The organism is Providencia sp. PROV061 (assembly GCF_011045655.1).
In the GTDB taxonomy this organism is placed as follows: Bacteria; Pseudomonadota; Gammaproteobacteria; order Enterobacterales; family Enterobacteriaceae; genus Providencia; species Providencia hangzhouensis.
Map to the genome: position 1 here is coordinate 3,496,479 of NZ_CP042861.1, position 21,730 is coordinate 3,518,208.

Below are 21,730 nucleotides of genomic sequence, written 5' to 3' on the forward strand. Positions count from 1 at the left end.
CAAAAGCGTATAGTAATTAAATATATTCTACCATAATCAATCAGGAAACAACCGTTTGATTGCGCCAAGTGCAGCAAAAGCGATGATCAGAAGGAATTTAGGGTAAAAACCTCATCTTTACCCACCGATATACGCGATTCTAAGCCAGTATCATGACGGCTAAAACGACGAGTAACAGTAACGGATAGCTTTGGGCATGACGTTTATCGCTCAGGTAAGGCATTAATAAAGAAGCAAAACGGATCCCTAACCACGATGTCATAATTAAAATTAATGCCCCTTTGATATAAATCATCCCCAGAAACCCTGCTCCGAGATCAATGTGCTTATCAATAGCAAAATAAAAATAGGTTAATGTGCCCGTGATTGCCATTGGTAATGTCAATGGGTTCGCAAATGCGGCTGCTTGGATCATACTGGCACCACGGCGCCGCATCAGTGGAACGGTCATCACACTGCCGCCAACACCTAAAAATGCCGCCACCGCACCAATCACCACGCCAATCGGGGTATCGGCAAAAATACCGCCACGGGAGGCTTGTATACCTATAGATTCTGTTTTCATAAAACCGGGACGAATAAAGCAATCCAAGATAGTGATAATTAAATAACCAATAAACATCCAACGAATTAATGCACTATCTACGGATAGCGCAACAATGGCCCCAAATATGCCACCAATTGAAATTGGAATAATAAACGGACGAATAATTGCCCAGCTAAGATTACCTTTTAAGTAATGGGCACGACTTGATAACGTTGATGAAAAAATCATCACGCAGGTTGAAGTTGCCACCGCAATTTGCATTGCCACACTGCCTGCATCGCTTTGCGGCCCCCACACTAAGGTAATCAAGGCATATAACAGTGGAACCGTAATAAAACCGCCACCGAAGCCGAATAGTGCGGTGGTGATCCCCGAAATAAAGCCAAATAAACACAGAAGCAGTTCCACAGATAACCCCTCTCAGTAATTGAGAAAATATTTTATCGATGAAAAAAGCCCCTTGCTTATGCAAATTTGACAACCTTGTTTGAGATTTCGCCAATGTTATTAACAAATGCAACTTGATGAATACAAATAAAGGGAGATTTCCCCTTTATTTAATATTATTCGAATATGAATAATAATTACCATTCGTCCCGATAATCGAATGAAACTTGATAATCATATTTACTAAATTCAATTTTATGTTTTATATGATTTTGAAGATTAGAAACCCAATCAGAAACCATATCAAAACAACCATTATTGATAATATTTTCTTCAGGATTAATAGTTTCTTCTATGATGCTACCATCATCTCTTAAATCAAGAGAATACTCTTCACCAACATATTCCTCTGTTTGTTTATCAAACTAAACCAGATGAATTTTCAATCCCATTTTTTCTCCTTATAGATACTTTTTTATATTACGTTTAGGGTCTGCAGGTTTCAATTGTTTACCACTTTTTGGATCGAATGCACCTATATGCTGCCCATCACAACCTCTATGCCCCTCCAATTCTCCAGGTGGAGTTAATCAAGGGTGATGGTTTCGTACTGATATTGTTGGGGAGACGATTCTTTTAACATATCAGTTAGATCATAACTTGCACTAATCTTATTAGATCAAAGTCCTCAGTAAAAAGTGAGGACTTTGTCGGCAGTTTGAAAGGGAACTTAACTCCCTTTATTTAATATTATTCAAATGTGAATAATAATTACCATTCGTCCCGATAATCGAATGAAACTTGGTACACAAATTTATCTAAATCAATTTGATGATTAACATAATTTTGAATTTCAATAACCCATTCTTTTTGCAAATCAAATACTCCGTTATTAATAATATTTTCATCTTTAGGATCAATTGTTTTATCTATCAGAAAATCATCATCCCCAAAATCTTCTGAATATTCTTCACCCATAAATTCACCAGTTTGCTTATCAAACCATTGCGTATGTAGCTTTAATCCCATCATTTGTTCCTCTTCATAGATATTTTTTTATATTACGTTTAGGATCTGCAGGTTTCAATTGTTTACCACTTTTTGGATCGAATGCACCTATATGCTGCCCATCACTACCTCTGTATCCTTCTAGTTCTCCATGTTGAGAATCCCATTCATAGATTTTGCGCCCTTTATCACCAACCCACCTATTACGCCGTCCCCCACCACCTTGTTTTGGCGTTTTTCCTTGCACTGGCTTTAATTCACCGAAGCCTTTTATTTCATCAACTTTAGGTGCAGGATGATAAGAATGACCTTTTTCTTTAACACCTTTTCTTTCATCCTCTTTTCCTTTATTTTTCTTACCGCCTTTGCTTGCTGCAATATAAATTGGCTTGATGCCAATGTTCTCAGAAAAAACAATAATAAAAGGGGATTGCGGGTTAGAACTTGAATTTATAACGGAAGTTGGGAAAGAGGGGGAATTAATCGGGATGCCTGAAGACCGTGAAATATCATATATTTCACCGGGTAGAGACTTTAATCTCTTAGGGGGAGCCAAGGGAATACCAGTGAATACCTCTGGTTTTCCTATCTGTATATACCTATCTTTTTGTTCATTTGGTAGTGAATAACTAAAAAGCCCTTTTTGTTCTGTGGGAATTGCAGGTATAACTCGAGTCTTGACTGGTGAATTTGTTGATGTTAATTCAATAGTTTTTTGTCCATTGCTTATACGCTCTGTAGGAACGGCATAAGTTTCAACAACACCCTTGTTACGACTCACCTCCCTTAATATTCGTTCCTCTGGTACTCTTAATTGTTCCCCAACGGGTGTTCTTGCTGTATTTGTATTCCTTGTTAAATAATCAAAATCATGTTTTGAAAAATCATGTAGTGTATCTATTCCTGGTGCCCCCGCTGGTGGTGAATATGTTAGTAATCCAATACCTAATCCCACTGACCGCCCAATAACAGTACCTAGAGGGTCACTATTAGAAAGTGGGGTGACACCGAGTTTGAAAGTACTGACTGGTGCAGCATGGCTGATTATTAGAGGGGACGGTTTTAAGGTTGATAAAGAAGCATTTAATGCTGATGTAAGTGTCGGGGGTATTGTTACTACTTGATTCTCAAAAAATTTATATCTTAGGCTATCTGTTACTGACTCATATATTTTGATTTTACTTTTAAAGTTCCCCCTGAGCATAGCTAGTGTTTGTCCAAATGTTCTTATATATATTTTTTGAGCTTCTAAAAAATCACCTCGCCTGAATGCATCCATCATCTGTTTAGCACGTTTATCATGTGTCAGAAAAGGGCAATCTTGCTCCCCACATCTAGGACAAAGATTACACTTCAATATTTTCATGATCTCATCATTTTGCTGCATGGATATTCCTTATCAAAAGAGTGTGTTATCCCAAACACTGCCCACAAAGTTAACAATTAATTATGTTTTCTTTATAAACTAAACTCAATTGATAGTGATTATCATTATTTGTTATACCCTGTATGATTATCTTTTTCTTATTTAACCACCATAAAAAAGGGTGGCCTAAGCCACCCTCTTACTAACTTATAATATTAAACTGAACTATTTCAGAACATTATAAATAACCGTTTCGCCTGCTTTTACTTCACCATCAACTAAAATCTCGACACCTGCAAAATCATCAATATTGCTGATGATAACAGGGCTAATCATCGATTTAGCATTAGCTTCAAGGAACGCGAGGTCTAAGTTCAGGATTGGTGTGCCAGCGGTTACTTCCGCCCCTTCTTCCACTAAACGTGCACAACCTTCACCTTTCAGTGCAACAGTATCAATACCCATATGAACTATGAGCTCAACACCGTTTTCTGTTTCAAGGCAGAATGCGTGGTTAGTTTCGAAAATTTTCACCACCGTACCTGATGCTGGCGCTAGCACTTCGCTGCTTGTTGGTTTGATGGCAATACCATCGCCCACAATGCGACTAGAGAACGCTTCATCTGGCACATCGTCAAGGGAGAACACTTGACCGCTGACCGGCGCAACCAAAGATAAAATCACATTGCCTTTTGCTTTTGCAGGCTCTGCGGCTTTTTTCTCTTCTGGTGCAGCAACTGGAGCAGAACCTGCAATTGGGCCTTTTGCAATCACTTCTGTCATCGCTTTAGCGACTAACTCAGCACGTGTACCGACAATCACTTGAACATTTTGTTTGCTTAAGCGAATAACACCTGAAGCCCCTAAACGTTTTGTCATGGCGTCATTAACAATCGCTGAATCTTTAACACCTAAACGTAAACGTGTGATACAGGCATCAATACTGACGATGTTGTCACTGCCACCAACTGCTGCAACATATTGGCGAGCTTCTTTTTGAATATCGCTGTCACTATTATCGACAGGGCTAACGCTTTCATCATAACCGTCAATAGTTTCATCCCCTGCACTCTCTTCACGGCCTGGTGTTAACAGGTTGAACTTGCGGATCATGAAACGGAAAATGACATAGTAAATGCAGAAGAAGACTAAACCTTGGACAATCAACATATACCACTGAACGGCTAATGGGTTACGTGACTGCAATAGCATATCGACTAAACCTGCGCTGAAGCCGAATCCAGAGATCCACTCCATCGTCGCTGCAATATAAACAGAGATACCCGTTAATAATGCGTGGATTACGTACAGAATTGGTGCCACGAACATGAAAGAGAATTCGAGTGGTTCAGTGATACCTGTAAAGAATGCCGCAAACGCACCGGCAATCATAATACCAGCAACTTTCGCTTTATTTTCTGGACGTGCACAATGGTAAATCGCTAATGCCGCACCTGGCAGACCAAACATCATAATTGGGAAGAAACCAGCTTGGTAGCGACCTGTAATACCTACCGTTGCCAGACCGGCATCAATTGACTTAGCGCCGCCTAAGAAGTTTGGAATATCATTGATTCCTGCAACGTCAAACCAGAACACTGAGTTGAGTGCGTGATGCAGACCGACAGGAATTAATAAACGGTTGAAGAAGGCGTAAATACCCGCACCCACAGAACCTAAGTCTTTAATGCTTTCACCGAAAGAGACTAAACCGTTGTAAACCACCGGCCAGACATACATCAGTATGAAGGCTAAGATGATCATTAAGAACGAGGTCAAAATCGGTACGAGACGACGACCGCTAAAGAAAGACAACGCTTTGGGTAGCTCTACGCCACTATAACGGTTGTACAATTCAGCTGATAGAACCCCAACTAAGATACCCACGAACTGGTTATTAATTTTACCGAATGCCGCAGGAACGCTTTCCAGCGGAACATTCATGATCATGGAATAAGATGCAGGCGAACACAGTGTTGTCACCACTAAAAAGCCGACAAAACCGGTCAGTGCAGCCGCACCGTCCTTATCTTTTGACATCCCATAAGCAACACCAATAGCAAATAGCACGGACATATTATCAATAATAGCCGCACCGGATTTAATCAGTAACGCCGCGATTGCACTATTGGCTCCCCAACCATCTGGGTCAATCCAATAGCCAATCCCCATCAGGATTGCTGCGGCTGGTAGTACAGCAACTGGCACCATAAGTGCCCTACCAATCCGCTGTAAGTAGCTAAGAATATTCACAAACTCCCCCTTTATCGCCCTATTTTTGCCCCATTTACGGGATCTTATTGTTCACACACCTAAATCATAATTTAGGTTATTGAGAGTATCAATTTTATAGTCTAAATTAATTGTTTCGCGATGCAAAATAAATAGGTTCGATTTGTGATAAATGTCAACGAAAGAGTTACCGATATGACTAAATTACTAGCTATTATCGAAAACTTATTTTATGATTAAAAATAACTTATTTATGTTATTAACCTGTATATTCTCAGCGCGTTTAAAATGCAGGTGTAGCCGTTAAAACGGCACTGTGTACCAACACCAGCGCGTAATAAATTTGTAGTATAACGAGTATTCCTATATCTAATGAATAACATCAGGGATACATATATACATGAAAGATTTCACAGACTTATTAGAGGTAATTGAGACATGAGGCTAATTCCACTTAACAATGCGCATGATGTCGGCATTTGGTCCGCACAGTATATTGCTGACAAAATTAACGCATTCAACCCAACTGCTGATCGCCCTTTCGTTCTTGGGTTACCAACAGGCGGCACTCCTCTTGCCACTTATAAGGCATTGATTGCTTTATATAACGCAGGAAAAGTCAGTTTTAAGCATGTGGTAACATTTAATATGGATGAGTATATTGGTATTCCCGCTAATCATCCTCAAAGCTATCACACATTTATGCATGATAATTTCTTTAACCACATCGACATTCAAGCGCAAAATATCAATTTACTGAATGGTAATGCCCCTGATGTTGATGCGGAATGCCAACGTTATGAAGATAAAATTAAATCTTACGGCAAAATTAATTTATTTATGGGCGGCGTAGGTAACGACGGTCACATTGCTTTTAATGAACCCGGTTCTTCATTGAACTCTCGTACCCGCATTAAGACATTAACACCAGAAACGCGCCAAGCTAACTCACGTTTCTTTGATAATGATATCAATCAAGTACCAAAATTCGCTTTAACTGTGGGTGTAGCCACATTAATGGATGCTGAAGAGTTAATGGTACTCGCTACGGGTGCGAATAAAGCGAACGCAGTTCATGCAGCAGTTGAAGGTTCAATTAACCATATGTGGACAGTGAGTTGCGTGCAAATGCACCCAAAAGCACTGGTCGTTTGTGATGAACCAGCAACACTCGAATTAAAAGTTAAAACGCTTAAATATTTCAAACAGCTAGAATCTGAAATTATTGCAAAGTTTAACTAAGATTATGTTTATCAATCACCCGGTCAGCGAAGGCTGATCGGTGACCCACCTTCCAGAGGTCAGGAGTTTTAAGCCATGTATGCATTAACAAATTGCATTATTTATACAGGTCATGAAAGACTGGATAACCATGCGGTCGTCATCGATGGTGAAATCATCAAAGATGTTTGTCCTGTCTCTGAATTACCTTCCCATATTCCACAGCATGACCTACAAGGTGCAATCTTATCCGCTGGGTTTATTGACCTGCAAGTCAACGGCTGTGGTGGTGTCCAATTCAATGATAATAAAGAAAATGTCACATTAAAGAATTTGGATATCATGCAAAAAGCCAATGAGCGTACAGGGTGTACCAGTTACCTGCCAACGCTGATTACTTGCTCTGACGAATTAATGAAGCATGGTATTGAGGTCATGACAGAGTACTTAAAAGACCACAAGAACCAAGCTCTAGGACTTCATTTAGAAGGCCCATATATTAATGTTATCAAAAAAGGTACGCATAACCCTGAATTTATCCGTCAACCATCCGCGCAGATGATTGATTATTTAGCCGCTCATGCAGACGCTATCACTAAAATTACTTTAGCGCCTGAAATGGTAGAACTTGATTACATTCACCAATTGAAAGATTCCGGCATTGTTATTTCTGCTGGACATTCAAATGCGACGTATGAAGAAGCCAAACTGGGTTTTAAAGCCGGAATTCGCTTTTCAACGCACCTTTTTAACGCCATGCCATATATTTCAGGCCGTGGCCCAGGTTTAGTTGGCGCTATTTATGACACTCCTGAAGTATATGCGGGAATTATCGCTGATGGCTTGCATGTCCAGTGGGCAAACATTCGTAATAGCAAACACTTAAAAGGTGATAAATTAATTTTAGTGACTGATGCCACAGCGCCCGCAGGAATAGATCCTCAAACTGGTGAAATGGATCATTTTATCTTCGCAGGTAAAACCATATACTACCGCGATGGATTATGTGTAGATGAAAATGGCACACTCAGCGGCTCATCACTCACAATGATAGAAGCAGTGAGAAACAGTGTAGAGTACGTGGGTATCCCATTAGATGAAACACTGAGAATGGCAACGCTCTACCCCGCAAGAGCCATTGGAGTTGATGAGGCCTTAGGGTCTATTGCTCCGGGTAAAATTGCGAATTTAACCGCGTTTAACCACGACTTCGACGTCCTTGCAACCTATGTTAACGGAGCCGAAGTCTACAAAAAATGAGTAACTAGCTAATGAATCAAAGCCACTCGCTGAAGCAAATTGGTAATATTGATCTCGTCAAACAACTAAATAGCGCTGTCGTCTATAGTTTAATTGACCAACATGGCCCGATATCAAGAATTCAAATCGCGGAGCAAAGCCAACTTGCCCCAGCCAGTGTGACTAAAATCACTCGCCAGTTACTCGAACGTGGTTTAATTAAAGAAGTTGACCAACAGGCCTCCACTGGGGGCCGTCGTGCTATATCTATTGTTTCTGAGCACAAAAATTTTCATACGATTGGCGTCCGCTTAGGCCGCTATGATGCCACCATCGCCTTATACGACTTAGGTGGCAAAATGATCGTCGATGCTCATTACCCTATCACAGAGCCCTCTCAGCAAGCGGTTGAACAAAAACTGATTGCCGCCCTTGAAGACTTTATCGAACACAATCAGAAACGCTTAAAAGAGTTGATCGCGATTTCTATTATTCTCCCTGGGTTAGTTAACCCAAACAGTGGTATTGTTTACTACATGCCGCATATCAAGGTCGATAATTGGCATCTCATCGACAACTTGCAAGCACACTTTAAAATTACCTGTTACGCAGGGCACGATATTCGCAGCCTAGCCCTCGCTGAGAGCTATTTTGGTGCAACTCGTGATTGCGAAGACTCACTGCTCGTTCGTATCCACAGAGGCGCAGGGGCAGGCTTAGTCATCAATAAAGAGATATTGCTCAACCACCGAGGTAACCTCGGAGAAATCGGCCATATCCAAGTTGACCCCCTTGGCGAACTTTGCCACTGTGGTAATTTTGGTTGTTTAGAAACCATTGCCTCAAACCAAGCGATTGAAGCCCGCGTAAAACAGCGTTTAGAACAAGGCTATTCAAGTTCCCTTACATTGGAAACTTGTACGATTTCCCATATTTGCCAAGCTGCTAATAAGGGAGACCCACTTGCTACGGAAGTTATCCAGCACGTTGGTCGGCAAATCGGTAAAGCGATTGCTATCTCTATAAACTTATTTAACCCTGAAAAAGTCGTTATTGCAGGGGATATCACGGAAGCAGAACAAATTCTGTTACCCGCGATTCAAAGCTGTATTGACACACAAGCCTTGAAAGGATTTAGGGAAAATCTTCCCATCGTCACATCGCAGTTGGTTCATAATTCGGCAATAGGCGCTTTCGCACTCACTAAACGTGCGATGCTTAATGGTGAATTATTACAAAAATTGTTTGAAAGCTAATTTTTGGCGTTATTTTCTTTACGGTAGGTAGGCATTGAAATCTAGCATGTCTACCTATATGTGACATCATTTTAAGATTAGGTGAACCTGTGATGAAGCAAAATAGGCTACAAAATACAGTACTATTTTTATCTTATGATGAATAAACCTTCACGCGAGTATCTACCCGTTTGAAAACATTAACCCCTTCGGTTGAAAGTTTCTCATCTTGAGTGAAAATGCCAAGAAATCGATACAGCGTTCGATTCAGTTCATCACGAGAATGAGCCATTACGATACGGTAATGCCATGTTTCCTTATAGTTACGCTCAGGATTAAGGCTTTTTTCGCTTATCAGATTGCCATCAAAGGAAAGTGCATTGTCCCACTCCCCCGCCTTATATAAACGCGGGAACCAAACCATTACATCCCCAGCCAGTCCTATCGCCTCGACAACTGCTCTGGGTAAACGCCAGCCTCCTGATTGATGGTGACCTTTATCTCCGTAACCAAAGCACTGTAAAGCATCCCTGTGATATCGAAAAACAGCGTAAGGACCCACCTCAATAAAACCTGCGTTAATATGTTTTTTAGCGGTATAACGGTCATCATAATCCCAGGGATGAAACAAGCCTTGTGATTTCAACTGGTCTTTTCTCTCCCTGACAAGAACGACGAATTCGTCAGCTAGGTGATTAACCTCCTCCAGAGTTACATTATTGGCAGGAATACGTTTCTCTATAAACCCCGTAGCTTCCATGATATCTAATCGGCGAACAGCGTCAGCTATTTTGGCTTCATCGCTGTCATGGTGCGCCTCATCTATCTCAAGGTACAGTTTAAGCTGTGGAAAAAACAGGTCTGCAAGGTAAATCTTGCCAGAATGCCCTTCCTTACGAATGCACTGCTGGCAAACGAACTCAAGTTCAGGGTCATCCAACTTGTGAAAAATTCGGTTGATGATGTAGTGTTCCCAGTTCTTGTGAGATATTTTTGATAATGCACGGAGTATGTAGTCTGTTCTGCTCATAAAAATACAAACAATTTTTTTAATAACAATTAGTTAATGATATTTTAAAAAATAAATCAGAATAATGTTTAATACTTAAATTACTCTGTTGCAAGCTGAAAAAACTAAATTTCTACTACCAGCGGAGAAAATTAGGTCTTTCACATTCATATACTTTTTTGTTTTTACTGGGATACGTAATTTTTACTTGATGCTCACGTATGTAATAGGTCTTCAAATAATCGATAGCTTTTTTATCGGTCAATGCAGTGCGTTGCTTAGTTTTGCAAAAATCCATAAGTTCGCCTTCCGTGCATATATTATTGAAACAGGGTCCACGAACAACCATATTAGCTTTACCTTTATCACCTAGCTTACCGCTTATCCTTGATGAATATGATTTCTTTTTATCGTTATATAATTGAACGGCTGCAGCTTGTGAACCAGTATAATCAAATGGAACAGTTAAAACGTTATTAGCCTTCCCTTGAGTATCAACATCAACATGGATTTTTTCAAAAATAACATCGCCAGTATTGAGTTTAGGGCATAAACTTTCAGCAAGAACATAATCTTCATTAATGGAATCTTGAGCATACCGCTCCGCTTGCTTTAAGATTTCCGTTTTAGCTTTCCAAGATAATTCTTTACCACTTGTATCTAAATAAACGGGATTGGCATAATCACTGTATGATTCAGTGTATGAATGCATGCCAAAAAGACACAACTCATTTTTTTTGGTAGAACACCCCGATAAAATAAAAGCCCCCATTATAAAAAGTATTATATATTTACATTTTAGCACTTTCACCTCTTGACAATTTGACTTGACAAACCATAACTCACCAATATTTATTCTAATTTAGATTAGACAGAGAATATAAATCAAAATCAAGAATGATGGGTATTAGTAAAGATCGACAATGAACAACCTAACGTAACTTCAGAAATCATCTTGTTATCACCTTTCACATTGCGACAATACAAGAAGCATAAGTCAAACCCATTGTTCCGTTGTTCCGTTGTTCCGTTGTTCCGTTGTTCCGTTGTTTTTGTTATCCCCTAATCTTACTCCTCTTGCAAATTCTTGAGCTCTTTCGATGTTTTATTTCGCTTCATCACCAAATTACATTTATCTAGCAGGTAAGACAAAAGTGATTTTTTTCAAATATGGGCTTGTTTTTTGCTGGCTTTATCGACAAAATGATTATTCATCAAACAAACAGACACATTTTCTGAAAAATAGTGCAAAAAGCTGTTGACTGTCGTGTCTGTAATTAGCATAATGCGCCCCGCAACGCCGACGAAGGTAATGCAAAAAAAGATGGCTATGTAGCTCAGCTGGTTAGAGCACAACACTCATAATGTTGGGGTCACAGGTTCGAATCCCGTCATAGCCACCATTATTTTGCGGGAGTGGCGAAATTGGTAGACGCACCAGATTTAGGTTCTGGCGCCGCAAGGTGTGCAAGTTCAAGTCTTGTCTCCCGCACCATTTTCCTTCTCGGTAGCATTGAATTTAAGATTGGGGTATCGCCAAGCGGTAAGGCACCAGGTTTTGATCCTGGCATTCCCAGGTTCGAATCCTGGTACCCCAGCCATCTTAAAACAATCAATAGTAGAATTCCCGGATGGGGTATCGCCAAGCGGTAAGGCACCAGGTTTTGATCCTGGCATTCCCAGGTTCGAATCCTGGTACCCCAGCCATCTACTATCCTACCTATAGTTGCACAATTCATTTTAAAGAAATCATATATGGCTATGTAGCTCAGTTGGTTAGAGCACAACACTCATAATGTTGGGGTCACAGGTTCGAATCCCGTCGTAGCTACCATTTCTTTTGTTGGGGTATCGCCAAGCGGTAAGGCACCAGGTTTTGATCCTGGCATTCCCAGGTTCGAATCCTGGTACCCCAGCCATTCTCTTTTCAACATCGCTTAAATTAACTCCCTGCTCTATCTTACTATGCTTAGGCAGTCTTAATTTTACTTATCGATTTTATTGATAAATTAAATAAAAAATAACAAATTAGCAGATAACTCCATTTTTTAAGCAGTAAAGTATCCCTCTCTACTGTTTTCTATATTTACATCCCTATTTTTAGTTTAAATGATTACTTTTTGGTCATTTGCTTATTTATTTAATCCTAATATTACCGATTAACCAATAGCTTAATCGTTTAAAGTGATGTTAAAGCAACATTTACCTCATAAAATTTACGTTTGCATAACTTTTCTATCAAATGTGTGACTTCAATCATTTCTATATAACCATCGAAAGTGGTAATCTGCGCTCGAATTGTAGTTAGGTATGATTATTACCAGTTAAATTATTATCAACCTCTGGTACTAATAGATTCAGCCCCTTCTTCCATTCCAACTAAATTAGTTCTCAGAAACTCTAATAAAAGTTTTAAACCTAATAATTATAAATTGCCAAACGCAACATTTTTACAGAGAAAATTTATGCGAAACATGATAAAGCAACCAATATATAAGATTTTATATGTTCAGGTAATCGTAGCCATCGTTCTGGGTATCGCACTTGGCCACTTTTTTCCAGACATTGGAGAATCATTAAAACCGCTTGGTGATGCATTCATCAAAATCGTTAAAATGATTATTGCGCCAGTTATCTTCTTAACTGTTGTTACTGGTATATCTGGCATGTCAAACATGAAGGCCGTTGGTAGCGTCGCAGGTAAAGCGATGTTGTACTTCATCACTTTTTCAACCATTGCATTAATTATTGGTCTTATTATTGCCAATATCATTCGCCCAGGCTCTGGCCTGAATATTGATCCTGCAACCTTAGACAGCACTAAAGTTGCTACTTACGTTGAAAAAGCCCACGAGTCTTCAATTGTTGGCTTTTTGATGAATATCATCCCCGATACCGTCATTAGTCCATTAGTAAATGGAAATATTCTGCAAGTTCTATTTATTGCGGTTATTTTTGGGTTAGCGCTAGCTGCAACGGGTAAACACGGCGAGCCTATCGTTAAGTTACTGCAAAACTTTTCTGAACCTGTGTTCAAAATGGTTGCGATGCTCATGAAACTCGCGCCTATTGGGGCATTTGGGGCAATGGCCTTTACCATTGGTAAGTATGGGATTTCATCTATTGGCAACTTAATGATGCTGATAATGACTTTCTACATTACATCCGTTCTATTTGTGTTGTTAGTGTTAGGAGCAGTTGCTAAATACAACGGCTTCTCCATCATTGCGCTAATTAAATATATCAAAGATGAGCTCTGGTTAGTTTTAGGTACCTCTTCTTCCGAAGCCGCACTGCCAAGCTTAATGCGCAAAATGGAGCATGCAGGGTGTGAAAAATCAGTTGTCGGGTTAGTTATCCCAACAGGTTATTCATTCAATCTTGATGGTACGAATATTTATATGACCATGGCTGCATTATTCATTGCTCAAGCTACCAATATTGAATTGACGATTTGGGAGCAAATTTCGCTGTTGCTCGTTGCAATGATTAGCTCTAAAGGTGCTGCTGGCGTTACTGGTGCGGGTTTCATTACATTAGCGGCAACCTTAATGGTTGTTCCAAGCATTCCTGTTGCAGGTATGGCCTTAATCCTTGGTATTGACCGCTTTATGTCTGAGTGCCGTGCTTTAACTAACTTAGTGGGTAACGCGTGTGCGTGTATCGTTGTTGCACGTTGGGAAAAAGAACTGGATACCGAAAAACTGGCTCATGCGTTTTCAGCAAAAAATGAAACATTGGATTCTGTGATTACTGAAGATGACAGCATCAATACAGACACAAGTAATATTCAACCGGTTGATTTAGCTAATAATAAATAGCACTAACTTCTTCACTTAATAATAAATAGGCTGCTAATTAGCGGCCTATTTATTATATTCAAGATAATTTCTATAAACCTAACGCATACTTCAACGCCAGCTTTTTCGCTTCTCCAGCACGCTGTGCCGCCATCAACCCAAGATTCCTAAATATTTTTAATCCTGGTAAGTTTTCACTAAATGCCATGTAAAAAACATCCATCCCAGCTTGCATAATTAAATTATCAGGCAAACGACGTCGTTGGTAACGTTTCAATACACCAAGAGAATTCCAAGGTTGTATATATTCACGCGCGTAAATCACTTCTTTCAACAGAGCATCAACATCTCGGTAGCCTAAATTCACACCCTGCCCCGCTAATGGGTTGATAGTATGGGCTGCATCGCCAATCAATGCTAACCCATCCATCACATAGCGGCTTGCATGATGACGAGTCAGTGGAAATGCCCCTGACGCAATTGCGATAACAGGCCCTAAACGTTCAGGAAAGGCTTCGGATATTGCTCCCGTCAATTGTTCCATTGACATACCTTGTAGACGCCTAATCTTTGCGGGACTGTCATACCAGACTAATGAGGCCCAATTATCATACAGAGGTAAAAATGCCCTTGGCCCTGATGGGAAAAACTGCTGCCATGTTTTATCTTGCTGAGGTTGCTGTGTTTGAATGCTAATCAACATACATGACTGGCGATACTGCCAGCCGCGGCTACCAATTCCTGCCATTTTACGGACTTGCGAATTAGCGCCATCGGCTCCGACCACAAGCTTAGCTTGTAAAGTATGGCCATCATCTAATGCTAACATCCATTCTTTTTGCTGCTTAGGTTGGTATAAATTGATGAGTTTCGCCGGGCAAACAAGGTCTAGATTGCTGTATTTTTCACATTCTTGCCATAACGCAAGCTGTAGTACTCTGTTTTCTACCATAAACCCAAGTTCAGGTAGCCCAAGGCTTTTAGCATCAAAAATCACATTGCTATCTGGTTCTTCCCATGTTTCTAACTGGCGATATGGGGCACTTCGCATTGCCTTAACATGTTGCCAAGCCCCTAATTGCTCCAACAATTCAACAGAAGCGCGGCTAATCGCAGAAATACGAACATCAGGGGCACTTTGTGGGTCAAAGGCCACAGGTTGTGCTTTTTCAAGCAAAGCAACTCGCATGCCTTCTTGAGCAAAGCCCAATGCTGCTGCCGCGCCAGTCATACCCGCGCCAACGACGACAACATCATAAGATTCGATTAATTTATTCATACGTTCGCTACTATTTACTGTTTAATAAAGGTTACTGTTTAATAAAGGTTATTGTTTGATAACAGTGACCACGTTGATAAAGGTATTGTACCGAAAAATGAGGGTTCTCACAGGAAATATAGGCATTGAAGTCTTAGAGGTCATTCATTCCTCCACCTTAATAACCTTACAAATAGTATATTTTGCTGAAAACACTTTGATTTGCACAAAAAACAACCACAATTTTGCAACATCCTCTGGTCACTGATGCCGCAAATGAATACAATACGTGCTAATTTTAAAACAATAGGCAAATTGCCTGCCCTTAGATTTCGTGTAGTGATATTATTTTAAATATCTTTGCATTTATCCCATCATACAATGATGTCCTTAATCAAAATGCATGCGAGTTCCCAAAAATATAAAGGGTAGGACTTTGGATTTACAACGCGTTTCGGAGTCCATTACACTAGCCGCTTCGAAAACACCGGATATACGACATGTCGACGAATAAAAAGCTATATATTAAAACTTGGGGTTGCCAAATGAATGAGTATGACTCATCCAAAATGGTTTCTTTATTAGAAAATACCCATGGTTATCAACTCACTGAAGTTGCAGAAGAAGCAGACTTATTACTGCTTAATACCTGTTCCATTCGTGAAAAAGCACAAGAAAAAGTCTTCCATCAGCTTGGTCGTTGGAAGTTTTTTAAAGATAAAAACCCTGACATCATCATTGGTGTAGGCGGCTGTGTTGCTTCGCAAGAAGGGGATTTTATTCGCCAACGTGCGCCAAGCGTTGACATCGTTTTCGGCCCGCAAACTTTGCACCGTTTGCCTGAAATGATTAATCAAGTTCAAGGTACGCGTAGCCCTGTTATCGATATCAGTTTCCCTGAAATTGAAAAATTTGACCGCTTACCAGAACCTCGCGCTGAAGGCCCGACCGCATTCGTTTCCATTATGGAAGGCTGTAACAAGTATTGCACTTTCTGCGTAGTGCCTTATACCCGTGGTGAAGAGGTTAGCCGCCCTTGTGATGATATTCTTTTTGAAATCGCACAGTTAGCCGCACAAGGTGTACGTGAAGTTAACCTACTGGGTCAAAACGTGAATGCGTACCGTGGTGAAACCTTTGATGGTGAAATTTGCTCATTTGCAGAATTACTGCGTTTAGTCGCGGCTATTGATGGCATCGACCGTGTCCGCTTTACCACTAGCCACCCAATTGAATTTACTGACGATATCATCGAAGTTTACCGCGATACCCCTGAATTAGTCAGTTTCTTGCATCTACCCGTGCAAAGTGGCTCAGACCGCGTTCTAACAATGATGAAACGCGCTCATACCGCACTTGAATATAAAGCCATTATTCGCAAACTGCGTGAAGCACGCCCTGGTATTCTAATCAGTTCAGACTTTATCGTGGGCTTCCCTGGTGAAACAACCGAAGACTTCGAAAAAACCATGAAACTGATTGCAGACGTGAACTTTGATATGAGCTACAGCTTTGTCTATTCTGCGCGTCCAGGCACCCCAGCTGCGGATTTACCTGATGATGTAACCGAAGATGAGAAAAAACAGCGTCTATACTTACTGCAACAGCGTATTAATCAGCAGGCATTAAGCTTCAGCCGCCAAATGGTGGGAACCGTTCAACGTATCTTAGTTGAAGGAACATCGCGTAAAAACGTCATGGAGCTGTCTGGACGTACTGAAAATAACCGTGTTGTGAACTTTGAAGGCACACCGGATATGATCGGTAAATTTGTGGATGTCGAAATTGTGGATGTTTATACCAACTCATTGCGCGGTAAAGTCATTCGTACAGAAGATCAAATGGGTCTTCGCGTTCATGAATCACCAGAGTCTGTTATTGCACGTACTCGTAAAGAAGATGAGCTAGGTGTTGGCAGCTTTCAACCCTAAGCCACAACCATAGGATATTCAGTGACCGAGACAAAAAATTTGCAAATCGCAACACAAGAAATCTTTCTAGAACCCGCAGATAACCAGCGTTTAATGAGCCTCTGCGGGCCATTTGACGATAATATCAAGCAGCTAGAACGCCGCCTTGCTATCGAAATTAATCGCCGCGATAACCGTTTTAAGTTATCGGGTAAGCCGCTGAATGTTCAAGCGGCGAGCAAAATTTTGCGTCAACTGTATGTCGATACCGCGCCTGTGCGCGGTGTTATCCCTGATATCGACCCTGAAAATATTCACTTAGCCATTCTGGATAGCCGTGTTTTAGAGCAATCTGCCGATAGCGTTCCTGACTACGGTAAAGCGGTGAATATCAAGACTAAACGTGGTGTGATCAAACCACGTACTCCAAATCAAGCGCAATATATCGCCAATATTTTAGACCATGATATTACATTTGGCATTGGCCCTGCAGGAACTGGGAAAACCTATTTAGCGGTAGCCGCGGCGGTAGATGCGTTAGAGCGCCAAGAGGTTCGCCGTATTTTGCTAACCCGTCCTGCGGTTGAAGCAGGTGAGAAACTTGGTTTTTTACCTGGGGATCTCAGCCAAAAAGTCGACCCTTATCTACGCCCACTTTATGATGCGCTATTCGAAATGTTAGGCTTTGAAAAAGTTGAAAAGCTGATTGAGCGTAATGTTATCGAAGTCGCACCGCTGGCCTATATGCGTGGCCGTACCTTGAATGATGCTTTTATTATTTTAGATGAGAGCCAAAACACCACCATCGAACAGATGAAGATGTTTTTAACACGTATTGGTTTTAATTCCAAAGCGGTTGTGACGGGTGATATTACTCAGGTTGACTTACCTCGCGGGAGTAAATCAGGGTTACGTCATGCCATTGAAGTGCTTTCCGAAGTCGATGATTTAAGCTTCAATTTCTTCCACAGTGAAGACGTAGTTCGCCATCCAGTCGTTGCAAAAGTTGTCATGGCTTATGAGGCTTGGGAAGAACAAGACAATAAACGTCGCCAGCAGTTACGTGAAGAAAAAGAAAAAGAACAACAAAAGCAATTTGAAAAGCAGGAAAATCTATAAATGAGTGACATTATTCTCGATTTACAAATTGCGTGTGAAAACCCTGATGGCTTGCCTTCGGAAGCCGAGTTTCAGCGTTGGCTAGCCGCTGTTTTACCGAAATTTCAAGCACTAAGTGAAGTCACTATTCGGGTAGTTGATGAGCAGGAAAGCCATCACTTAAATTTAACCTATCGTGGCAAAGACAAACCGACTAACGTGTTGTCATTCCCCTTTGAGGCTCCACCAGAAATTGAACTGCCTTTGCTTGGTGATTTAATTATTTGCCGCCAAGTCGTTGAGCAAGAAGCTATTGACCAACAAAAAACGGCAGAAGAGCACTGGGCTCATATGGTCGTTCATGGTTGCCTTCATCTTTTAGGCTATGATCATATTGAAGATGATGAAGCGGAAGAAATGGAAGGTTTAGAAACTGAAATTCTAGCTGAGTTGGGCTATGAAGACCCATATCTTGCAGAAAAAGAGTGACCTAACTATAATTTTTTGAGATATCTTTCTCAAAGAAAGCATTACTTTACAAAAAATTGACGGTTATTTTGCAGATAAACCGTCAATTTTGTGCTAAAAAAGAATGTAGTAAACTGTTTTTATTAACTAACCTAAGCTCCAAATACTTTGACTTGGGCTACTTTTGGTACCAAGTGCGGCCAACAACGCTGCGGTTCGAGATACGACGAGTGAATACTCTAAATAATTCGAATTGCAGCTAGGCGGCCAGCGAGGATATCTCGATGAGCATACATTAGTATGTGATTCGAGTAGCCGAGTGCAGCCAACAACGCTGCGGTTCGAGATACGACGAGTAAATACTCTAAATAATTCGAATTGCAGCTAGGCGGCCAGTGAGGATATCTCGATGAGCATACATAAGTATGTGATTCGAGTAGCCGAGTGCAGCCAACAACGCTGCGGTTCGAAGTATGACGAGTATTTTTTGAGGAAAAAAAAATTAACCGCCATGAGCGACGATAACTCTTCGAGTAGCGATAACCCTGGTCCTAAGAAAGGGTTCTTTGCACTGTTAAATCACCTATTCCATGGTGAACCTAAAAATCGTGATGATTTGGTCGAATTAATCCGCGACTCTGAACAGAACGATTTGATCGATCCTGACACCCGCGAAATGCTTGAAGGGGTAATGGATATTGCGGATCAGCGTGTGCGCGACATTATGATCCCGCGTTCCCAAATTGTTACCTTAAAACGTAACCAAACGCTTGATGAGTGCCTTGATGTCATTATTGACTCTGCTCACTCACGCTTCCCTGTTATTAGTGAAGATAAAGACCATATCGAAGGGTTATTAATGGCAAAAGATTTACTGCCATTTATGCGTACTGACGCTGAGCCTTTTAGTATCGATAAGGTATTACGCCAAGCGGTTGTTGTCCCTGAAAGTAAGCGAGTAGACAGACTACTCAAAGAATTCCGCTCTCAACGCTACCATATGGCTATCGTTATCGATGAGTTTGGTGGTGTTTCTGGTCTAGTGACTATTGAAGATATTTTAGAGCTCATCGTGGGCGAAATTGAAGACGAATACGACGACCAAGACGATGTTGATATTCGTCAACTTAGCCGCCATTCTTATTCTGTGCGCGCCCTTACGCAGATTGAAGATTTCAATGAAGCCTTTGGGACTCATTTTAGTGACGAAGAGGTTGATACGGTCGGTGGCCTCGTTATGCAAGCCTTCGGTCATCTACCTTCTCGTGGTGAAACCATCACAATTGACAACTATCAATTTAAAGTTGCGATGGCAGATAGTCGCCGGATCCTTCTGCTTCACGTGAAAATTCCAGACGACGCGCCAGTTCCAACTTTGGAAGAAGAACAGACTTAATGAACTCAACGTCTATTTATCAAAGTCAGCGGTTGCGGTTACTGCTGGCTTTAATTTTCGGAGCCAGTGGAACGCTGGCTTTTTCGCCTTTTGACATCTGGCCTGCCGCACTTCTTTCTATCCTTTTTCTCCAATTACTGACCTTGCAGCGCACAGCCAAGCAATCTTTTGCTATCGGTTTCGCTTGGGGATTTGGCTTATTCGGTAGTGGCGTTAACTGGGTTTACGTCAGTATCGCGGATTTTGGGGGGATGCCAGGGCCTGTTAACGTCTTTATTGTCATTCTTTTGGCAGCATACCTTTCCCTTTATACAGGGCTTTTTGGGGCATTGATGGCTAAATTTGCCCCACATGCCAATATTTGGCGTTTAGTATTTCTTGCTCCTGCCCTGTGGCAAGTCACTGAGTTTTTACGTGGTTGGGTTCTCACTGGTTTCCCATGGCTGCAATTTGGCTACAGCCAAATTGATGGCCCCATGAAATCGCTCGCTCCAATATTCGGCGTCGAAATGATCACATTGCTATTATTTAGCATTAGTGGTTTGTTAGTGCTCGCTATCCTACGTCGTAGCTTTATTGCATTAGCCACAGCGGTAGTTTTACTGTTTGCCCCATTAGTTGCCAAAAATATTCAGTGGTTTACCCCGCTTGAAGACAACAAAATGCAGGTGGCATTAGTTCAAGGTAATATCCCGCAATCAATGAAATGGGAAGCCAGTTTTTTACAGAAAACCAAAGATACCTATATGGAGTTATCTCGTCCTTATATTGGTAAAGCATCGCTAATTATCTGGCCTGAATCTGCCGTACCTTCTGTTGAACTGGATAACCAAGCATGGCTAAAATCCCTCGACCGGCTGTTAGCGGCTTCGAACACTCAATTAATCACAGGGATCGTTGATGCAAGGCCAATGGATGGGGAATATGAGTTCTTTAATACGATTATTGTATTAGGGGATAAAAACCCGTATCTCTACCCATCAAAAAACCGTTATAACAAACATCATTTAGTGCCATTTGGGGAGTTTGTTCCATTAGAAGATATCCTGCGCCCTATTGCACCGTTTTTTAACTTACCGATGTCTGGATTCAGCCGTGGTGATTACCAACAAGCCCAACTCGCTGTAGGGAATATTCACCTCACTGCCGCTATTTGTTATGAAATTATCTTAGGTACACAGGTCAGAGATAATTTTAAACCTGATAGCGACTACTTACTTACTGTTTCAAATGATGCGTGGTTTGGCCAATCTATCGGCCCATGGCAGCATTTCCAAATGGCACGTATGCGTTCGTTAGAATTGGGACGCCCATTATTACGTTCCACTAATAACGGGATAACTGCGGTGATCCGTGCGGATGGTTCAATACAAGATATGCTACCACAATTTAAAACAGCGACTCTTGCCACTGAAGTCACACCGACAACAGGGCTAACCCCTTACGCACGTTGGAGTAATCATCCAATGTGGGGAATCGCCATTATGTTTGGTATTCTTGGTTTTGCTATGAATAGACGTCAAAAGTAACGATGTTGACCCCACCTCGGTACCTGT

17 protein-coding genes, 6 tRNA genes and 1 pseudogene are annotated in these 21,730 nt (G+C 41.1%); 15 read left to right on the forward strand and 9 right to left on the reverse strand.

Translation table 11 applies throughout. The features are described from left to right. Positions 1–139: 139 nt before the first annotated feature. The 6 genes and pseudogenes from FVA72_RS16100 to nagE all read right to left on the reverse strand — a co-directional run bounded on the left by FVA72_RS16100 (position 140) and on the right by nagE (position 5,561). Entirely contained in the window at positions 140–955 is an 816-nt protein-coding gene (locus FVA72_RS16100; protein ID WP_110591326.1) for a sulfite exporter TauE/SafE family protein, read from the reverse strand. Between the two features lie 176 nt (positions 956–1,131). Beyond that, positions 1,132–1,347: pseudogene (locus FVA72_RS16105) on the reverse strand (colicin E3-like toxin immunity protein); the annotation flags it as partial. A 48-nt stretch (positions 1,348–1,395) separates the two neighbouring features. Continuing rightward, a complete protein-coding gene (locus FVA72_RS16110; RefSeq protein WP_110591325.1) occupies positions 1,396–1,506 on the reverse strand; it encodes a colicin E3/pyocin S6 family cytotoxin in 111 nt (36 codons plus the stop codon). A gap of 199 nt (positions 1,507–1,705) precedes the next feature. Continuing rightward, positions 1,706–1,963, reverse strand: a complete 258-nt coding sequence (locus FVA72_RS16115; protein WP_110591324.1) for a colicin E3-like toxin immunity protein — start codon at positions 1,961–1,963, stop codon at positions 1,706–1,708. A gap of 13 nt (positions 1,964–1,976) precedes the next feature. Further along, positions 1,977–3,329, reverse strand: a complete 1,353-nt coding sequence (locus FVA72_RS21760) for a colicin E3/pyocin S6 family cytotoxin (RefSeq protein ID WP_243154719.1) — start codon at positions 3,327–3,329, stop codon at positions 1,977–1,979. Between the two features lie 204 nt (positions 3,330–3,533). Continuing rightward, positions 3,534–5,561: an N-acetylglucosamine-specific PTS transporter subunit IIBC gene (gene nagE, locus FVA72_RS16125; protein ID WP_110591323.1), complete on the reverse strand. Its 2,028-nt coding sequence runs from the start codon at positions 5,559–5,561 to the stop codon at positions 3,534–3,536. Positions 5,562–5,978: 417 nt separating this feature from the next. On the opposite strand from nagE, the gene nagB reads away from it, so the two are divergent. The 3 genes from nagB (at position 5,979) to nagC (ending at position 9,256) form a co-directional block, all read left to right on the forward strand. Further along, on the forward strand, positions 5,979–6,782 hold the full coding sequence (gene nagB, locus FVA72_RS16130) for a glucosamine-6-phosphate deaminase (RefSeq protein ID WP_110591322.1): 804 nt from the start codon (positions 5,979–5,981) through the stop codon (positions 6,780–6,782). A 75-nt stretch (positions 6,783–6,857) separates the two neighbouring features. Continuing rightward, positions 6,858–8,021: an N-acetylglucosamine-6-phosphate deacetylase gene (gene nagA, locus FVA72_RS16135; protein ID WP_110591321.1), complete on the forward strand. Its 1,164-nt coding sequence runs from the start codon at positions 6,858–6,860 to the stop codon at positions 8,019–8,021. An 11-nt stretch (positions 8,022–8,032) separates the two neighbouring features. Next, a complete protein-coding gene (nagC, locus tag FVA72_RS16140; protein ID WP_004256960.1) occupies positions 8,033–9,256 on the forward strand; it encodes a DNA-binding transcriptional regulator NagC in 1,224 nt (407 codons plus the stop codon). A 133-nt stretch (positions 9,257–9,389) separates the two neighbouring features. Here nagC and FVA72_RS16145 read toward each other — a convergent pair whose 3' ends face one another. Together FVA72_RS16145 and FVA72_RS16150 are read right to left on the reverse strand one after the other, a co-directional pair. Beyond that, positions 9,390–10,265 carry an AbaSI family restriction endonuclease gene (locus tag FVA72_RS16145; RefSeq protein WP_110591320.1) on the reverse strand — a complete coding sequence of 292 codons (876 nt, stop codon included), beginning with the start codon at positions 10,263–10,265 and terminating at the stop codon, positions 9,390–9,392. A 115-nt stretch (positions 10,266–10,380) separates the two neighbouring features. Further along, on the reverse strand, positions 10,381–11,049 hold the full coding sequence (locus FVA72_RS16150) for a hypothetical protein (RefSeq protein WP_137019280.1): 669 nt from the start codon (positions 11,047–11,049) through the stop codon (positions 10,381–10,383). A gap of 521 nt (positions 11,050–11,570) precedes the next feature. Here FVA72_RS16150 and FVA72_RS16155 point away from each other — a divergent pair. The 7 genes from FVA72_RS16155 (at position 11,571) to FVA72_RS16185 (ending at position 14,065) form a co-directional block, all read left to right on the forward strand. Beyond that, a tRNA-Met gene (locus tag FVA72_RS16155) sits at positions 11,571–11,647 on the forward strand. Positions 11,648–11,654: 7 nt separating this feature from the next. Beyond that, positions 11,655–11,739 (forward strand) — tRNA-Leu (locus FVA72_RS16160). A gap of 31 nt (positions 11,740–11,770) precedes the next feature. Beyond that, a tRNA-Gln gene (locus FVA72_RS16165) sits at positions 11,771–11,845 on the forward strand. Between the two features lie 31 nt (positions 11,846–11,876). Continuing rightward, positions 11,877–11,951, forward strand: a tRNA-Gln gene (locus tag FVA72_RS16170). A gap of 50 nt (positions 11,952–12,001) precedes the next feature. Continuing rightward, positions 12,002–12,078, forward strand: a tRNA-Met gene (locus FVA72_RS16175). Between the two features lie 10 nt (positions 12,079–12,088). Then, positions 12,089–12,163: transfer RNA gene (locus FVA72_RS16180), tRNA-Gln, on the forward strand. Between the two features lie 546 nt (positions 12,164–12,709). After that, positions 12,710–14,065 (forward strand): dicarboxylate/amino acid:cation symporter, encoded by a 1,356-nt coding sequence (locus FVA72_RS16185; protein ID WP_036957950.1) that lies wholly within the window; start codon positions 12,710–12,712, stop codon positions 14,063–14,065. A 70-nt stretch (positions 14,066–14,135) separates the two neighbouring features. Here the strand turns inward: FVA72_RS16185 and ubiF are convergent, their stop codons facing one another. After that, positions 14,136–15,323, reverse strand: coding sequence for a 3-demethoxyubiquinol 3-hydroxylase (gene ubiF, locus FVA72_RS16190; RefSeq protein WP_110591318.1), 1,188 nt, complete (start codon positions 15,321–15,323; stop codon positions 14,136–14,138). Positions 15,324–15,802: 479 nt separating this feature from the next. Here ubiF and miaB point away from each other — a divergent pair, with 479 nt between their 5' ends. The 5 genes from miaB (at position 15,803) to lnt (ending at position 21,703) form a co-directional block, all read left to right on the forward strand. Then, entirely contained in the window at positions 15,803–17,233 is a 1,431-nt protein-coding gene (gene miaB, locus FVA72_RS16195; RefSeq protein ID WP_096864953.1) for a tRNA (N6-isopentenyl adenosine(37)-C2)-methylthiotransferase MiaB, read from the forward strand. Positions 17,234–17,272: 39 nt separating this feature from the next. Next, positions 17,273–18,331 (forward strand): PhoH family protein, encoded by a 1,059-nt coding sequence (locus FVA72_RS16200; RefSeq protein WP_110592563.1) that lies wholly within the window; start codon positions 17,273–17,275, stop codon positions 18,329–18,331. Further along, positions 18,332–18,799 (forward strand): rRNA maturation RNase YbeY, encoded by a 468-nt coding sequence (gene ybeY / locus FVA72_RS16205; protein ID WP_110591317.1) that lies wholly within the window; start codon positions 18,332–18,334, stop codon positions 18,797–18,799. It begins immediately after the preceding gene. A gap of 490 nt (positions 18,800–19,289) precedes the next feature. Next, the gene (gene corC, locus FVA72_RS16210) at positions 19,290–20,174 is read left to right on the forward strand and encodes a CNNM family magnesium/cobalt transport protein CorC (protein ID WP_036958175.1); all 885 of its coding nucleotides are present in this window, start codon (positions 19,290–19,292) and stop codon (positions 20,172–20,174) included. Continuing rightward, positions 20,174–21,703, forward strand: a complete 1,530-nt coding sequence (gene lnt / locus FVA72_RS16215) for an apolipoprotein N-acyltransferase (RefSeq protein WP_004256995.1) — start codon at positions 20,174–20,176, stop codon at positions 21,701–21,703. Before corC ends, lnt begins: the two co-directional genes overlap by 1 nt. Positions 21,704–21,730 lie beyond the last annotated feature (27 nt).

Excerpts from the sequence above, each read along its gene's own strand:
- FVA72_RS16115 (WP_110591324.1), bottom strand. The coding sequence starts at position 1,963 with ATGGGATTAAAGCTACATACGCAATGGTTTGATAAGCAAACTGGTGAA.
- miaB (WP_096864953.1), top strand. The coding sequence starts at position 15,803 with ATGTCGACGAATAAAAAGCTATATATTAAAACTTGGGGTTGCCAAATG.
- corC (WP_036958175.1), top strand. The coding sequence starts at position 19,290 with ATGAGCGACGATAACTCTTCGAGTAGCGATAACCCTGGTCCTAAGAAA.
- nagC (WP_004256960.1), top strand. The coding sequence starts at position 8,033 with ATGAATCAAAGCCACTCGCTGAAGCAAATTGGTAATATTGATCTCGTC.
- nagA (WP_110591321.1), top strand. The coding sequence starts at position 6,858 with ATGTATGCATTAACAAATTGCATTATTTATACAGGTCATGAAAGACTG.
- FVA72_RS16185 (WP_036957950.1), top strand. The coding sequence starts at position 12,710 with ATGCGAAACATGATAAAGCAACCAATATATAAGATTTTATATGTTCAG.
- ubiF (WP_110591318.1), bottom strand. The coding sequence starts at position 15,323 with ATGAATAAATTAATCGAATCTTATGATGTTGTCGTCGTTGGCGCGGGT.
- FVA72_RS16145 (WP_110591320.1), bottom strand. The coding sequence starts at position 10,265 with ATGAGCAGAACAGACTACATACTCCGTGCATTATCAAAAATATCTCAC.
- ybeY (WP_110591317.1), top strand. The coding sequence starts at position 18,332 with ATGAGTGACATTATTCTCGATTTACAAATTGCGTGTGAAAACCCTGAT.
- lnt (WP_004256995.1), top strand. The coding sequence starts at position 20,174 with ATGAACTCAACGTCTATTTATCAAAGTCAGCGGTTGCGGTTACTGCTG.
- FVA72_RS21760 (WP_243154719.1), bottom strand. The coding sequence starts at position 3,329 with ATGCAGCAAAATGATGAGATCATGAAAATATTGAAGTGTAATCTTTGT.
- nagB (WP_110591322.1), top strand. The coding sequence starts at position 5,979 with ATGAGGCTAATTCCACTTAACAATGCGCATGATGTCGGCATTTGGTCC.